A 14829-nucleotide genomic window follows, 5' to 3' on the forward strand; every position below is an offset into this window, starting at 1 on the left:
AATCCTCCCCCTCCCTTTGCGGGGGAGGATTGGATAGGGTCGGCCGATGCACGCCGCTCCCGAAGCCCCGCCAGCCTCCCGCCGCCTGCCCTGGCCGATCCTCGCCGGCGCCGGGCTGGCGCTTTTCCTGCTCGCCCTGCTCTGGTTCGGCCACGAGCTCGCCGAGGGCGACGGCGCGACCATCGACCGTGCGATCATGCTGGCGATGCGCGTCCCCGGCCATCCGCTCCAGCCGATCGGCCCGGCCTGGCTTCCCTCCGCGGTGCGCGACGTGACGGCGCTCGGCAGCACCACCGTGCTGAGCTTCATCGTGCTGGTCGCGGCGATCTTCCTCGGGCTCGCCGGGCGCCTGCGCACCGCCCTGCTCGTGGTCGGCGCCTCGCTGCTCGGCTCGGTCGCGGTCGAGACCATCCGCGGCTTCATCGCCCGCCCCCGGCCGCAGCTGACCGGCCAGCTGATGGAAGTGAACTCGGCCAGCTTCCCCAGCGGCCATGCCGCGATCAGCGCGATCGTCTATCTGACGCTCGCCACCCTGCTCTTCCCGGTGCTGCCCGACCGCCGCATCCGCGCCTTCGTGCTGATCGTCGCGCTGGCGCTGACCACCTCGGTCGGCCTCAGTCGCCTCTATCTCGGCGTTCACTGGCCGAGCGACGTCCTCGCCGGCTGGGCGTTCGGCGGGGTCTGGGCGATGCTCTGGTGGCGGATCGAGCTGGAACTGCTCGGCCGCGCCCAGCGGCGCTGAACCGTCAGCCCTGCCGCTCGGCGAGCTTGCGTTCCCAGGCGAGCGCGTCCTTGACGATGCCTTCCAGGTCGTCGTGCTTCGGCCGCCACGGCAGCGCCGCCAGGATCGCGCTGTTGTCGGCAACCAGCGCGTCGGGATCGCCCGCACGCCGCCCCTCGAGCTTGCGCTCGATCGTCAGGTTGGTCACCCGGTCCACCGCGTCGAGCACCTGCAGCACCGAGAAGCCGCGACCATAGCCGGCGTTCATCGTGTGGTTCTCGGTCGGTTTCGCGATCAGCAGATCGAGCGCGTCGACATGCGCGGCGGCGAGATCACTGACATGGATATAGTCGCGCACGCCGGTGCCATCGGGCGTGTCGAAATCGGTGCCGAACACCGAGACATGGCCGCGCTTGCCGGTCGCCGCCTCGGCCGCGATCTTGATCAGGTGCGTCGCGCCCGCGGTCGACTGGCCGGAGCGGCCCTGCGGATCGGCGCCGGCGACGTTGAAGTAGCGCAGCGCCGCATAGTTGATCGGATGCGCCGCGGCGACGTCCTTGAGCATGATCTCGGTCATCAGCTTGGACATGCCGTACGGGTTGATCGGCTGCTTCGGGCTGTCCTCGCGCACCGGCACGACTTCGGGGATGCCATAGGTCGCCGCGGTCGAGGAGAAGATGAAGTGCTTCACGCCCTCCGCCACCGCGCTCTCGATCAGCGAGCGGCTGGCAGCGGTGTTGTTGCGATAATATTTGAGCGGGTCACTCACGCTCTCCGGCACCACCACCGAACCCGCGAAGTGCATGATCGCGATCACCCCATGGTCGCGGATCGCGGCGCGGACCTTGTCGTCGTCGGCGATGTTGGCGACCACCAGCGTGGCGCGCGGATCGACGGCCCAGTCGAAGCCGGTGACGAGGTTGTCGACCACCACGACCTTCCAGCCCGCATCGAGCAATGCCAGCACCGCATGGCTGCCGATATAGCCCGCCCCGCCCGTAACCAGCACCGTGCCTTCGCGCATACCAAACTCCGCATTGTTCTTCGCGCGTCCAATCCTATCTTTGCGCCGATAGCAAGGAGTTCGCGATGAGCATTGAAACCGCTACGCTGGCCGGAGGGTGCTTCTGGTGCACCGAGGCCGTGTTCAACGATGTGATCGGCGTCCAGTCGGTCGAAAGCGGCTATATCGGGGGCACCAAGGAAAACCCGACCTACAAGGAAGTCTGCTCGGGCACGACCGGCCATGCCGAGGCGATCCGGGTCAGCTTCGATACCGACCAGATCTCGTATGGCGAGATCCTCGACATCTTCCTGGCCACGCACGACCCGACCCAGCTCAACCGGCAGGGCAACGACATCGGCACCCAGTATCGCTCGGCGATCTTCCCGCATTCTGCGGAGCAGGAGCGCGAGGCGCTGGATGCGATCGACCGCGCCCGGCCGGACTGGCCCGCGCCGATCGTCACGGCGATCGAGCCGCTGGGCGAATGGTGGTCGGCCGAGGACTACCACCAGGAATATTGGCAGGGCGAAGGCCAGCGTAACCCGTACTGCCTGTCGGTGATCCCGCCCAAGCTGCGCAAGCTCCGCAAGAGCTTCGCCGCGCGCAGCAAGGAAGGCGCGACGGCAGCCTGACTTGGACAATCCTCCCCCGGCATCGCCGGGGGAGGATCCTGGCCTATTCCGCGCCTCCCGGCAGCGCCGCGCCCTCGATCGGCGGACGCTTGCCCGCTTCGGCACCGAGCGCCTTGTAGACGAAGCCGCCGAGCAGCCCGCCGACGATCGGCGCAATCCAGAACCAGAGCAGTTGCTGGAGCGCGATGCCACCCTCGAGCAGCGCCGGCCCAGTTGAGCGCGCCGGGTTGACCGAGGTGTTGGTCACCGGGATCGAGATCAGGTGGATGAGCGTCAGCCCCAGGCCGATCGCGATCGGCGCGAACCCGGCCGGCGCGCGGCTGTCGGTCGAGCCCATGATCACCATCAGGAACATGAAGGTCAGCACGACCTCGATGACCATGCCCGCCTGGAACGAGAAATGGCCGGGCGAATGTTCGCCGAAGCCGTTGGAGGCAAGGCCGCCGGCATAGCCCGGCGCGCCGCTGGCGACGTACCAGAGCAGGCCCGCCGCGATCACCGCGCCGATCACCTGCGCGATCACATAGAGCGGGATGTCCCTGGCGGGAAAGCGTCCGCCGGCCCACAGGCCGAAGGTCACCGCCGGGTTGAGATGGCAGCCCGAGATATGGCCGATCGAATAGGCCATGGTGAGAACCGTGAGACCAAAGGCGAGGCTGACGCCCGCCAGCCCGATACCGACATCGGGAAACGCCGCGGCCAGCACCGCGCTGCCGCATCCACCGAAAACGAGCCAGAACGTGCCGATCAGTTCGGCAAGACCACGTTGCACATTACTCATGCTTGTTGCCCTCCTGCTGTGTTCGGTCTCTCCCATCCAGACCTGCGCAAATTTGTAGGTCTGCGCGGCAGAAAAGCAAAGCCGGGCGGATGGCGGTTGCGGCGCCGCGGCGGCTGTGGTGAGGGGAAGGCGATGAGTCTCCCCAGTCGCAGCTTCGCCGCCTTCCTGTTCGACATGGACGGGACGCTCGTGAACTCCATGGCGGTGGTCGATCGCGTCTGGCGCGCCTGGGCCGCCCGCCACGGCGTCGAGACCGATCCGTTGATGGCGGCACTCCACGGCGTTCGCGCGATCGAGACGATCCGCCGCTTCGCGCCCGCCGGCGTGGATGCCGAGGCCGAGACCGAAGCGCTGACCCAGGCCGAGATCGACGATATCGAAGGGCTGTCCGAAGTGGGCGGCGCGGCGGCCTTCCTGGCGCAGATCCCCGCCGGGCGCTGGGCGCTGGTCACCTCGGCTCCGCGCGCGCTGGCGCTCCGCCGGCTCGAGGCCGCCGGCATTCCCCTGCCCGAGATCGTCATCACCGCCGAGGATGTCGCCCATGGCAAGCCGGCGCCGGACTGCTTCCTGCTCGGGGCCGAGCGGCTGGGCGTCGCAATCGCCGATTGCCTGGTCTGGGAGGACAGCCTTGCGGGCCTAGCCGCCGCCGATGCCGCTGGTGCAGCGGCGATCGCGATCACCGAGACGCATCATGTGGCGATCGAGACCGGCCATGCGGCGCGGGTCGATTATCGTGGTCTCGACGTGGAGATGGACGCGCGGGGCTGGCTCAGGCTGGTCGCTCGGTAGAACTTAAGCTGCTCCCCGGCGAAGGCCGGGGAACTGACTGGAAACGCGACACGGGCTTCCAACATCAAAACGGCCACGACTCGCGAAAGTACACAAAGTACAGGCCAAGAGCGGGTTTTCGCCGGGCCGAAATTGACATAGTTCCCGCTAGCGCAGCGCATCTCGCAACCTTGTTGCGTGCGCGTGATCCTATTTTCCCGACAGCGTGAAAGAGCGGCCGGGCACTGGCCTGGCCGGATCAACCAACCCGACCAAATCCTACATTGCAAGACCCGGTTTAGAAGGCGGCGCGGCGCAGGCGGTCGTTGATGGCCAGGCCGATGCCGGTGGCAGGGATCGGGGCAACGGCAATGGCGGGCGCGTCGCTCGCATCGGCGCGGTGGAGCGCGTCGAACAGGTTGGCGGCGGCTTCGGTGAGGTCGCCGGCGGCGGAGAGGGTTTCGGTACCAGGGATCGGGCCGAAGCCGATGAAATACTCGCCGTCCCGCGCGCTATCGGCGTTGAGGCGTACCGGCTTGGAGGGGGCATAATGGCTGTCGAGCTGGCCGGGGGCGATGATCCCTTCCTTGCTCCCCGGCGAAAGCCGGGGCCCAGGGTCACCGGGGACATCGATCTGCAACCCTGGGCCCCGGCTTTCGCCGGGAAACAACTCCGCCTGGGTCAGCGGCCCGGGCCGCAGGATCTGGTCGCCCATCACGATCGTCGATTCCACCCCTGCTGGCGTGGCGCCATCGTCGATCACCAGCGGGATGCGCCCGGCCAGGCTCTTCGCGACATGCTCGGCGCGGGTCGGGCTGATCGAGCCGCTGGCATTGGCGGAGGGCGCGGCGAGCGGCTTGCCCGACGCTTCGAGCAGCGCCTGCATCGCGCGGTGGCGCGGCACCCGGATCGCGATCGTGTCGAGCCCGGCAGTGACGAGCGATGCGATCCCGGCGTCGGGGCGTACCGGCAGCACCAAAGTCAGCGGCCCCGGCCAGAAGCGCGTCGCCAGATCGCGCGCGCGATCATCGAACACTGCGATCCGCTCGGCGGCGGCGAGGTCCGGCACATGCACGATCAGCGGGTTGAAGCTCGGCCGCCCCTTGGCCGCATAGATGCCCGCGACCGCGCGCGACTCGGTGGCGTCGGCGGCCAGGCCATAGACCGTCTCGGTCGGCACCGCGACGCATTCGCCGGCGCGAATCAGCGCCGCCGCCTCGGCGATCGCGGCCGTGCCGTAGGGTAAGATTCGCGGATTTGTCGGGCTCACTTTTCGCGAGCTATACGGCGCGAAACCAGACCACAAGAGAGGCCCCATGTTCACGCCAGCCACCGCCGATCAGCGCTTCGTGCTCGAGACCATCGTCCGACTGGGCGAGATCAGCGAGGAAGCCGCCGAAATGACCGATGCGGTGCTGGAGGGCGCGGGCCAGTTCGCCGCCGGCGAATGGGCGCCGCTCGAGCGGCTCGGCGACACCGACGGGCCGAAATGGACGCCCGAGGGCGTGAAGATGCCGGCCGGGTTCGCGGCGGCGTACCAGGCCTATGTCGAGGGCGGCTGGGGCACGATCGGCTCGCCGGCCGAGCATGGCGGCCAGGGGCTGCCCGTCAGCCTTTCGATCGCGGTGCTGGAGACCTTGGGCACCGCGAACATGGGCTTCGCGCTCGCCCCGATCCTGACGGTCGGCGCGGTCGAGGCGCTGATGCATCACGGCACGCCCGAACAGCAGGCGCTCTATCTGCCGCACCTGTCGACCGGCGCCTGGACGGGCACGATGAACCTGACCGAGCCGCAGGCGGGCAGCGATGTCGGCGCGCTCAAGACCCGCGCCGAACCGGTCGGCGACGGGACCTTCCGGATCAAGGGCACCAAGATCTTCATCAGCTTCGGCGACCACGACATGGCCGAGAATATCGTCCATCTCGTCCTCGCACGCACGCCGGGCGCCCCGGCCGGGACCAAGGGCATCTCGCTGTTCCTGGTGCCGAAGTATCGGTTGAACGCCGACGGCACGCCCGGCGAATTCAATGATGTCCGCACCGTCTCGATCGAGCACAAGATGGGTCTGCATGCCTCGCCGACCTGCGTGCTCTCGTTCGGCGACAATGACGATTGCATCGGCGAGCTGGTCGGCCCCGAGCTGGGCGGCATCCGCGCGATGTTCACGATGATGAACAATGCCCGCCTGAATGTCGGGCTGCAGGGCGTGCAGGTCGCCGAGCGCGCTACCCAGCGCGCGGTCGCCTATGCCCGCGAGCGCGTGCAGGGCTATCGCGGCGGGGAGCAGGTCGCGATCGTCGAGCATCCCGATGTCCGCCGCATGCTGCTGCGGATGAAGGCGCAGACCCAGGCGGCGCGGGCTTTGGTCTACTACGCCTTCGGCCAGCTCGATCGCGCCCGCGCCGGTGATGCCGAGGCGGAGAAGCGTGTCGAGCTGCTCACCCCGCTGGCCAAGGCGCACGGCACCGATCTCGGCAACGAAGTCGCCAGCCTGGGCGTCCAGGTCCATGGCGGCATGGGCTATATCGAGGAGACCGGCGCGGCCCAGCATTTCCGCGACGCGCGGATCACGCCGATCTACGAAGGCACCAACGGCATCCAGGCCGCGGACCTGGTCGGCCGCAAGCTGAGCATGGACAATGGCGGCACGCTGCTCGGGCTGATCGGGCAGATGCGCGGGGACGCCGAGGATACCGGCCTCGTCAACCTGATCGACGCCTGCGAGCAGGTCGCGCGCAACCTGTTGTCGAGCGAGGCGAATGACCGGCTGGCGGCGAGCTATCCGTTCCTCACCATGCTCTCGACCGCCGTGTGCGGCTGGCTGATGGAAGCGAGCGGCCGCGCGGCGGCGCGCAGCGAGGGCGATCCGGCGTTCCTCAGGATGAAGCAGGCGGCGGCGCGCTTCTATGTCGCGCAGATCGTGCCCGAGGCGCTGGGCCTGATGCCGGCGGCGATGGCCAAGGCGGAAATGCTCTACGCGATCGATGCCGAGGGCTTCGCCGCGTAGAGCTTCCCCCTTTTGAAGGGTCCAGCATAACAAAAGCCGGCGGGATGCCCGCCGGCTTTTACCGCCGAAACGGCTGGAATTACGCGGTTAGTTGTAGCGGTTGCCGCCCGGATCGGCGCGGAAGCCATTGTCGGCGGCGCCACCCTGGCAGCGCTGGTCCTCGGGGTGCTTCTTGCAGAGCTTGCGCAGCTCCTTGCCCTCGCGCGCTTCCTTCTCGCGCATCTTGCGGCCGTAGTTGCGGTCGGCCTCGTCCTGGCTGGTCGTCGCCCAGTCGGCGGCCTGCGCGCCGGCGCGGACCGGCATGGTGGCGACATCGACCACGGTCTTGGCGATACAGCCGCCGCTCAGCAGCGGCAGGGCAATGATGATCGGCACCAGAAACTTGCGCATGGAAAACCCTTATCCCCCCTTGTGTGCGCCCGCCGCGGCATCGCGCGCTTCAACACCAATATAGGGGAAATCGGTGAAGAAACCGTCCACGCCAAGCCCGATGAAATACAGGATCTCTTCTTTCAGGCGACCATGATCGGCCGGATTTGCGCCGGAACGGTAGCTGGGCAGGAGGAAGAAGTTCTCCGCCCGGAACGTCCAGGGATGGAGCTTGAGCCCCGCGGCATGCGCATCGGCGATCAGCGTGGTCGCCGGGCCCGTGGCCGGCTGGATCATCGTCAGCTCCGGCCCGATGCCATAGGCATAGGCGGCGACTGCCTTCAGCCCCTCGGGCGTGATCATCGCCTTGTAGCTCGGCTGCGCGCCGTCCGCCGGGGCGCCGGCGCCGGCCATCAGCTGGATCAGGCGGACCTTGGTCATCGCCTTGAGCTTCTTGAGATTGTTCACCTCGAACGACTGGATGAACACCGGTGCATCGGCACGGTCCCAGCCCGCCGCCTTGAGCTTGTCGACCAGGCGCTGCTCGAGCGGCAGCCCGATCGAAGCGAAATAGCTGGGATGCTTGGTCTCGGGATAGATGCCGATCGTGCGGCCGGTTTCCTTCGACGCCTGTTTGGCCAGCGCGATCACTTCGTCGAGCGTGGGCACTTCGGCCTGGCCGTCGAACTTCGTGTTGCCGGGACGCAGCTTGGGCAGGCGCTCCTTCGCCCGCAGCGTCTTGAGCTCGGCGAGGGTGAAGTCCTCGGTGAACCAGCCGGTCATCGTCTCGCCGTCGATCGTCTTGGTCGCCTTCCGGCTGGCGAACTCGGGATGGCTGGCGACGTCGGTGGTCTCGGTGATGTTGTTCTCGTGCCGGGCAACGAGGACGCCGTCCTTGGTCGGCACCAGATCGGGCTCGATGAAATCGGCACCTTGCTCGATAGCGCGCTGGTAGGAGAGCAAAGTGTGCTCAGGGCGCTCGCCCGAGGCGCCGCGATGCGCGATGACGATGGGCTTGTCGGTCTTCCCGTGCATGGCGTGATCCTGCCCCAGCGCGGCGCCCGGCACCACCATCATCAGCGACAAAGCGGCAATCAGCGATCTCGTCACGAAACTCTCCACTCGTTACGGGGTTGGGCCTAGGCTGCGGATGTGACGGTTACGAGGCGATATGGCGGATAATGACAGCGTGCTGGCGGCGGCGCGCGCCTGGAAGGGCCAAAGGCTGGCGCTGGCCACCGTCGTATCGACCTGGGGATCGGCGCCGCGCCCGCGCGGCAGCCATATGCTGGTGCATGAAGACGGACGCTTCGAGGGATCGGTCTCCGGCGGCTGTGTCGAGACCGATATCCTGCAGGCCGCCGCCGAGGTGATCGCGGGGTCGCACCCGGTAATGAAGACCTATGGCGTCGCCGATCCCGCCGCCTGGGAAGTCGGGCTGCCCTGTGGCGGCCGGATCTCGGTGCTGGTGCAGCCGGTCTCCGAGGCCGGCTTTCCGCCTGACCTGTTCGATGCGATCGATACGGCGCGGAGCCGGGGCGAGACGCTGGATATCGGCACGGACCTGGCCAGCGGGCTTTCGGCCCAGGGGCCGGCCGAATTCGTCAATCGCTACGATCCGCCGCGCCGGCTGCTGATCGTCGGGGCGGTGCAGATCGCCCAGACGCTTGCCGGGCTCGCCCGCGAGCTGGGCATTGCGACGACGGCCATCGATCCGCGCGGGAGATTCTTGACCGCCGAACGGTTCCCCGGGGTGATGCTCGACGACCGCTGGCCCGACGAAGCCGTGACCGCGCTGCAGCCGGATCCCGCCACCGCGGTGGTGACGCTCAGCCATGATCCCAAGATCGACGATGCCGCGCTCATCGCCGCGCTGCGCGCGCCCACCGGCTATGTCGCCGCGCTCGGCTCGCGCCGCAGCCAGGCCGCGCGGCTGGAGCGGCTCGCCGCGGCGGGAATTGCCCCCGCCGATCTCGACCGTATCGAGGGCCCCGCCGGCCTCGACATCGGCGCGATCGGCCCGGCAGAGATCGCGCTGTCCATTGCCGCCGCCATGGTGAGGAGATTCCATGCTCAAGCCTGACCAGGTCGCCCTGATCCTGCTCGCCGCCGGCCGCTCGCGCCGCTTCAATGATGGCGACAAGCTCGCCGAACCGTTCCTCGACAAGCCGCTGGCCTATCATGTCGTCACTGCGCTCGAGCCGGTGCATTTCTGTGCGCGGATCGCGGTGGTCTCGGACACCGAGCTGGATTTCGCCGCGCTCGGCTATGACGTGGTCGAGAATCCCGATCCCTCGCTCGGCCAGGCGCGTTCGCTTTGCCTGGGGGTGGCGCGCGCGAAGGCGCTGGGCGCCGAGGCGGTGCTGGTGGCGCTGGCCGACATGCCGCGCGTCACTGCCGCGCATATCCGCCGGATGATGGACGCGGCCGACGGTCCCGCGACGATCGTCGCCTCGTCCGACGGTACCCAGCCGATGCCGCCGGCGCTGTTCGGCAAGGACATGTTCGATACGCTGCTCAAGCTCGAAGGTGACCAGGGCGCCCGCGACCTGATCCGGCGCGGGCGGCACGTGATCGCGCCGCCCGCCGAGCTGGTCGACATCGACACGCAGGAAGACCTGCGCGAGCTGCGCGAACTTTACGGGCTGCGCACCGACGGGCTGCCCGAGCTGCCACCCGCGCTCGTCATTCGTGACGAAGCGCGTCGATCGGATTGAGGCTCGCCGCGCGCCGCGCCGGGAAATAGCCGAACACCACGCCGATGATCGCCGAGATCGCAAAGGCGATCACGTTGATCTGTATGTCGAACAGGAAGGGCAGCGAGCCCAGCCACGACATCAGTGCGACGGCAAATTGCGCGATCAGCAGGCCGATCACGCCGCCGAGCATCGACAGCACCACCGCCTCGACCAGGAACTGCATCAGCACTTCGCTGGCCACCGCGCCGATGGCCAGCCGGATGCCGATCTCGCGTGTCCGCTCGGTGACCGAGACCAGCATGATGTTCATGATGCCGATACCGCCGACGATCAGGCTGATCATCGCCACGGCGGCGACGATCTGGGTGAGCAGCGTGGTCGTGCCGGTCAGCGTCTGGCTGATCTGGGCCGTATCGAAGATGTTGAAATCATCCTGCTTGCCGCCGGTGATGTTGCGCCGTTCGCGCAGCAGATCGGTGATCGAGGACTGGATCTGCGCACTGTCATAGGCCGGATCGGTGCCGACCAGCATCAGCCTGATGTCGGTGCTGCCGGTGAAGCGGCGCTGGACCTGCTTGATCGGCATGATCACGACATCGTCCTGGTCGCCACCGAAGCCGGCCTGGCCCTTGGTCTTGAGCACGCCGATCACGTCACAGGAGATACCGTTGACGCGGATGCGCGAACCCGCCGCGCTGCCGCCTCGGAAGAGGTTGGTCTGGATCGTGGTGCCGATGATGCACACGGCCTTGCCCGCCTGCTCCTCCGCCCGGGTCCAATAGCGCCCCTCGATCAACGGCCAGGGCGAGACCTCGAAATAACCATTGGTGGTGCCGTTGACCGTCGTCGACCAGTTGGCGCCGTTGTAGATCACCGTCGCGGTGGTCTGCGCCTGGGGGGCGACCGCGGTGACACCGGCAACCTGATCGCGGATCGCGGTGACGTCGGCCGGCTTGAAATCGGGCGGGCGCGGGCCGCCGCCGCCGCGGCCGAAGCCCTGGCCCGGACGGATCTGGAGGATGTTGGTGCCGAGCGCCGATATCTGCTGCTGCACCGCCGCCGTCGTCGCCTTGCCCAGCGTCACCATGGTGACCACCGCGGCGACGCCGATGATGATGCCGAGCGCCGTCAGGATCGAGCGCAGCTTGTGGCGCAGGATCGAGCGGATCGCGAGGAGGAAGGTGGTACCGAACATTATCCCGTCACCGCCTGACCTGCGTGATGGTTGCTGTCGATCCGCTCGACCAGCCCGTCCTTGAAATGGACGATCGTGTGCGCGAACGCCGCCATGTCGGGCTCGTGCGTGACCATCAGCACGGTGATGCCGCTGGTCTTGTTGAGGTCGGTGAGCAGTTGCATGATCTCCACCGAACGCTCGGAATCGAGGTTGCCGGTCGGCTCGTCGGCGAGCAGCACATCCGGATTGGTGACGATCGCCCGGGCGATCGCGACGCGCTGCTGCTGTCCGCCGGAGAGCTCGGCGGGGGTATGGTCCCACCAGTCCTTCAGCCCGACCTTGTCCAGCGCCGCCATCGCCATCTCGCGGCGCTGCGCCTTGGGATCCCCGCGATAGAGCAACGGCAGCTCGACATTCTCGAGCGCCGAAGTGCGCGCGAGCAGGTTGAAGCCCTGGAACACGAAGCCGAGATATTTCCGCCGCAGCAGCGCGCGCTGGTCGCGTTCCAGCTTCTCGACATGCACGCCCTTGAACAGGAACGCGCCCGCGGTCGGCACGTCGAGGCATCCCAGGATGTTCATCGTGGTCGACTTGCCCGAACCCGACGGGCCCATCACCGCGATGAAGTCCCCGGCATTGATGTCGAGATCCACGCCTTTCAGCGCCTGGAATGCCGTCGGCCCCTCGCCAAAGGTCTTCACGATCCCGCGCAGCCGGATCAGCGGCGCATCACTGTCCGCCACGCTGGCCTCCGGCGCCCGAACCGCCCTGGCTGCCCTGGCCGCCGCCCTGACGACGCTGCCCGCCCGAGCGGCGCGTGGTCGAGGCGCCATTGGCGAGCTGGCCGGTGATCACCTTGTCGCCGGGCTTGAGATTGCCGCCGGTGATCTCGGTGACGGTGCCGTCGGTGCTGCCCGTCGTCACGTCCACAGGCTGCGGCTTGCCGTCGGCGCCGAGGATATAGACGGTCTTCTGTCCGCCACGATCGCCGCCCGTCGCGGTCTTCTGCTGGCCGCTATTGCCGCCGCGCCGCGGGCGGCTGGGGACCAGCGCGCCGGCAATGCCGCTGTTGGAACCGCCACTGCCCGCGCCCTGCGTGGCCGCGGTCGGCGTGAAGCGCAGCGCTGCATTGGGCACCAGCAGCACGTTCTGGCGGGCCATGGTCACGATATCCGCCGTCGCGGTCATGCCCGGGCGCAGTTGCTCGTCGGCGTTGGAGACCGAGAGATCGGCGGCATAGGACACGACCTGGTTGGCGGTCGAGCTGGTGGTGGTCGAAGAGGACGAGCTGGCATCCTGCACCGACAGGTTCGAGCCGACCTCCACCCGGGTGATCTTCGCCGGGAAGGTCTTGCCCGGGAAGGCATCGACCGTGAAGCTGGCGAGTTGCCCTTCGCGGACCTGACCGACATCGGCCTCATCGATCGCGACTTCGAGCTTCATCTGCGACAGGTCCTGCGCGATCACGAACAGGGTCGGCGTGTTGAACGAGGCGGCGACGGTCTGGCCCGGATCGACCTGGCGCGCGAGGATCACGCCGGTAACGGGAGAGCGGATGATCGCCCGGGTCCGCTGAGTCTGCGCCGAAGACAGCTGCGCGCGCGCCGACGTGACATTGGCATTGGCGGCGTTGAGATTGGCGAGCGCGCGATTGCGGTCGCCGATCGCGCTGTCCATCTCGGTCTTGGCGGGCACCTTGCCGCCCGACAGCCGGCTGACTTCCTGGTAGCGCGCCAGCGTGGCGTTATTCTGCTGCAGCGTCGCCTTGGCCTGGCCGACCGCGGCGATGTTCGCCGCCAGCGTCGCCTCGGCCTGCTTGACCTGATCGTCGAACTGCGAGGGATCGATCAGCGCCAGCGGCTGACCGGCGGTGACGCGGTCGTTCACGTCCGCCAGCACCTTGATGACCTGGCCCGAAAGCTGCGAGCCAACGGTCACCTGATTGGTCGGCGCCAGCTTGCCGGTGGCGGAGACGGTGACGGTCAGGTTGCCGCGCGCGACATCGTCGGTAGCGTATTTCACCTCTTCCTTGCCGCCGAGGAAGTGCCACAGCAGCAGCACGACAAGCAGCGCGCCAAGGCCGATCAGGCCCCATTTGAGCCAGCGCCGCCACCACGGGCGCGGGGGCGTGCCGAGAAAGGCGTCGAGATTCTGGTTGGGATCAGTTGCCATTCGTCGTGCCGCCTGTCGTGGAAGTCGTGGAGACGCTGGGGGTGGTGCTGGCATCCCAGCCGCCGCCAAGCGCCTGATAGAGCTGGATCAGCGCGGTCGATTCATCCGACCGGGCCGAGACCAGGCCGTTCTTCGCCGAGATCAGCGAGGACTCGGCCTGGTTGAGCGTGGTGAAATCGGTGAGACCCGAGCGATACTGCATGCGGGCGAGCAGCGCCTGGTTGTTCGCCGCATCGAGCGCGACGGCGAATTCCTGCTCGCGGCGCTGCGCCGTCTGCATCGCGACGATCGCGTTCTCGATATCCTCGAGGCTGGTCAGCACGGTCGACTTGTAGGCAAGGAAGGCGCCGTCCGCCGCCGCCTCTGCCGAACGTACCTGGCTGCGCCGCGTGCCGCCGTCGAAGAGGGTCTGGGCGATGTTGCCGAACAACCGCCCGGTGATCACGTCGAACAGCGAGGAAAGTGCACTGCTGCCCGAATCGATGCTGCCGCCGATCGACAGCGAAGGATAGAGCTGGGCGGTGGCAACGCCGATATTGGCGCTGGCCGCGGCAAGGTTGCGCTCGGCCGCGCGGACATCAGGCCGCTGGCGCAGCGTGTCCGCGGGAATGCCGGCGGCAACTTCCGCCGGCCCCTTGGGGATCGGCTTAATCGCCTCCATCTCGGCCTTGAGTGCACCGGGCGCCTGGCCGGTCAGCACGCCGAGCCGCGATACCGCGCTGTTGTAGCTTGCCTCCAGCGTGGGGATGGTCGCGGCGAGCTGCGCGCGGCTGGCGCGGGCCTGTTCCTGGTCGACCGAGGAGACGAGCCCGGCCTGGACGCGCCAGCCCGCGATCTCGAGATTGTCGTCCGCGATGCCCAGGCTCTCGCGGGCATTGGCGATCTGCGCCTGCGCCGCGCGAGCGAGCACATAGTTGCGCGCGGTCTCGGCCTCGACCGAGATCAGTACCGTCGCATAGTCGAACCCGCTCGCTTCATAGGAAGCGCGCGCATTCTCGACGCCGCGCCGCACCCCACCGAACAGGTCGACCTGATAATTGGCATCGCCGCCGATCGTGTAGCTGGTGCTGCCGCCCTGCGAGATGCTGGTGACCGTACCGTCCGGCAGGGTGGTCGTCCGCGTGCCGCCTCGGAGGGATTCACTGTGCGAGACGCCACCGGACGCACTGAGGCTTGGAAGCAGGTTCGCACGCTGCTGGATCAGGCCTTCGCGGGCCTGGCGCAGCCGGACGACGGCTTGCGCGACATCAAGGTTCGCCGCCTGGGCGCGCTGGACCAGGTTGCCGAGCATCGGATCGTCGAAGCGCGTCCACCACTGGCTGAGATCTTCCCGCGCCTTCTGATCGGCGGAGACCGACCAGGCATCGGGCACGCCCAGCTCGGACGCCGCGCGCGGATGATAGTCCGGGCCCACCGCACAGGCGGCAAGCGGCAGGGCGAGCAACAGGCTCAGGGTCAGCGGACGGTTTGCCATGGCACTCTAGATGTTTCCGAAG

General features: G+C 67.9%; 15 protein-coding genes. 6 read left to right on the forward strand and 9 right to left on the reverse strand.

What is annotated here, in order from left to right:
- Positions 1 to 46 precede the first annotated feature (46 nt).
- Entirely contained in the window at positions 47 to 742 is a 696-nt protein-coding gene (locus tag HNP52_RS02135; RefSeq protein WP_184161822.1) for a phosphatase PAP2 family protein, read from the forward strand.
- A 4-nt stretch (positions 743 to 746) separates the two neighbouring features.
- Here the strand turns inward: HNP52_RS02135 and galE are convergent, their stop codons facing one another.
- Positions 747 to 1745, reverse strand: a complete 999-nt coding sequence (galE, locus tag HNP52_RS02140) for a UDP-glucose 4-epimerase GalE (protein ID WP_184161824.1) — start codon at positions 1743 to 1745, stop codon at positions 747 to 749.
- Positions 1746 to 1810: 65 nt separating this feature from the next.
- Between galE and msrA the strand changes: the two genes are divergently transcribed.
- The gene (gene msrA, locus HNP52_RS02145) at positions 1811 to 2359 is read left to right on the forward strand and encodes a peptide-methionine (S)-S-oxide reductase MsrA (protein WP_184161826.1); all 549 of its coding nucleotides are present in this window, start codon (positions 1811 to 1813) and stop codon (positions 2357 to 2359) included.
- Between the two features lie 43 nt (positions 2360 to 2402).
- Here the strand turns inward: msrA and aqpZ are convergent, their stop codons facing one another.
- Complete coding sequence (aqpZ, locus tag HNP52_RS02150; RefSeq protein WP_184161829.1) at positions 2403 to 3140, reverse strand: aquaporin Z; 738 nt, start codon at positions 3138 to 3140, stop codon at positions 2403 to 2405.
- Positions 3141 to 3272: 132 nt separating this feature from the next.
- Between aqpZ and HNP52_RS02155 the strand changes: the two genes are divergently transcribed.
- Entirely contained in the window at positions 3273 to 3929 is a 657-nt protein-coding gene (locus tag HNP52_RS02155) for an HAD-IA family hydrolase (protein ID WP_184161832.1), read from the forward strand.
- Between the two features lie 277 nt (positions 3930 to 4206).
- On the opposite strand, the gene HNP52_RS02160 is transcribed toward HNP52_RS02155, so the two are convergent.
- Positions 4207 to 5226, reverse strand: a complete 1020-nt coding sequence (locus tag HNP52_RS02160) for an L-threonylcarbamoyladenylate synthase (protein WP_184161835.1) — start codon at positions 5224 to 5226, stop codon at positions 4207 to 4209.
- Here HNP52_RS02160 and HNP52_RS02165 point away from each other — a divergent pair.
- Positions 5225 to 6916, forward strand: a complete 1692-nt coding sequence (locus HNP52_RS02165) for an acyl-CoA dehydrogenase (protein ID WP_184161838.1) — start codon at positions 5225 to 5227, stop codon at positions 6914 to 6916. The two genes, HNP52_RS02160 and HNP52_RS02165, sit on opposite strands and share 2 nt — an antisense overlap.
- An 87-nt stretch (positions 6917 to 7003) precedes the next feature.
- On the opposite strand, the gene HNP52_RS02170 is transcribed toward HNP52_RS02165, so the two are convergent.
- Positions 7004 to 7306, reverse strand: coding sequence for a hypothetical protein (locus tag HNP52_RS02170; RefSeq protein WP_184161841.1), 303 nt, complete (start codon positions 7304 to 7306; stop codon positions 7004 to 7006).
- A gap of 9 nt (positions 7307 to 7315) precedes the next feature.
- Complete coding sequence (locus HNP52_RS02175; protein ID WP_409372610.1) at positions 7316 to 8359, reverse strand: glycerophosphodiester phosphodiesterase; 1044 nt, start codon at positions 8357 to 8359, stop codon at positions 7316 to 7318.
- A gap of 97 nt (positions 8360 to 8456) precedes the next feature.
- On the opposite strand from HNP52_RS02175, the gene HNP52_RS02180 reads away from it, so the two are divergent.
- Both HNP52_RS02180 and HNP52_RS02185 read left to right on the forward strand, forming a co-directional pair.
- Positions 8457 to 9368 carry an XdhC family protein gene (locus tag HNP52_RS02180; RefSeq protein WP_184161844.1) on the forward strand — a complete coding sequence of 304 codons (912 nt, stop codon included), beginning with the start codon at positions 8457 to 8459 and terminating at the stop codon, positions 9366 to 9368.
- Positions 9355 to 10002 (forward strand): nucleotidyltransferase family protein, encoded by a 648-nt coding sequence (locus tag HNP52_RS02185; RefSeq protein WP_184161847.1) that lies wholly within the window; start codon positions 9355 to 9357, stop codon positions 10000 to 10002. The genes HNP52_RS02180 and HNP52_RS02185 overlap by 14 nt, the downstream gene beginning before the upstream one ends.
- Here HNP52_RS02185 and HNP52_RS02190 read toward each other — a convergent pair.
- The 4 genes from HNP52_RS02190 to HNP52_RS02205 are packed head-to-tail and all read right to left on the reverse strand — an operon-like array spanning position 9971 to position 14807.
- Positions 9971 to 11179 carry an ABC transporter permease gene (locus HNP52_RS02190; RefSeq protein ID WP_184161851.1) on the reverse strand — a complete coding sequence of 403 codons (1209 nt, stop codon included), beginning with the start codon at positions 11177 to 11179 and terminating at the stop codon, positions 9971 to 9973. The genes HNP52_RS02185 and HNP52_RS02190 overlap by 32 nt on opposite strands.
- Positions 11179 to 11994, reverse strand: a complete 816-nt coding sequence (locus HNP52_RS02195; protein ID WP_184161854.1) for an ABC transporter ATP-binding protein — start codon at positions 11992 to 11994, stop codon at positions 11179 to 11181. Before HNP52_RS02195 ends, HNP52_RS02190 begins: the two co-directional genes overlap by 1 nt.
- On the reverse strand, positions 11891 to 13333 hold the full coding sequence (locus tag HNP52_RS02200; RefSeq protein WP_184161857.1) for an efflux RND transporter periplasmic adaptor subunit: 1443 nt from the start codon (positions 13331 to 13333) through the stop codon (positions 11891 to 11893). The genes HNP52_RS02195 and HNP52_RS02200 overlap by 104 nt, the downstream gene beginning before the upstream one ends.
- Positions 13323 to 14807 (reverse strand): efflux transporter outer membrane subunit, encoded by a 1485-nt coding sequence (locus tag HNP52_RS02205; RefSeq protein ID WP_184161860.1) that lies wholly within the window; start codon positions 14805 to 14807, stop codon positions 13323 to 13325. The genes HNP52_RS02200 and HNP52_RS02205 overlap by 11 nt, the downstream gene beginning before the upstream one ends.
- Between the last annotated feature and the right edge of the window lie 22 nt (positions 14808 to 14829).

Origin of the sequence: Sphingomonas kyeonggiensis (assembly GCF_014204495.1) — a bacterium.
Taxonomy (GTDB): domain Bacteria; phylum Pseudomonadota; class Alphaproteobacteria; order Sphingomonadales; family Sphingomonadaceae; genus Sphingomonas; species Sphingomonas kyeonggiensis_A.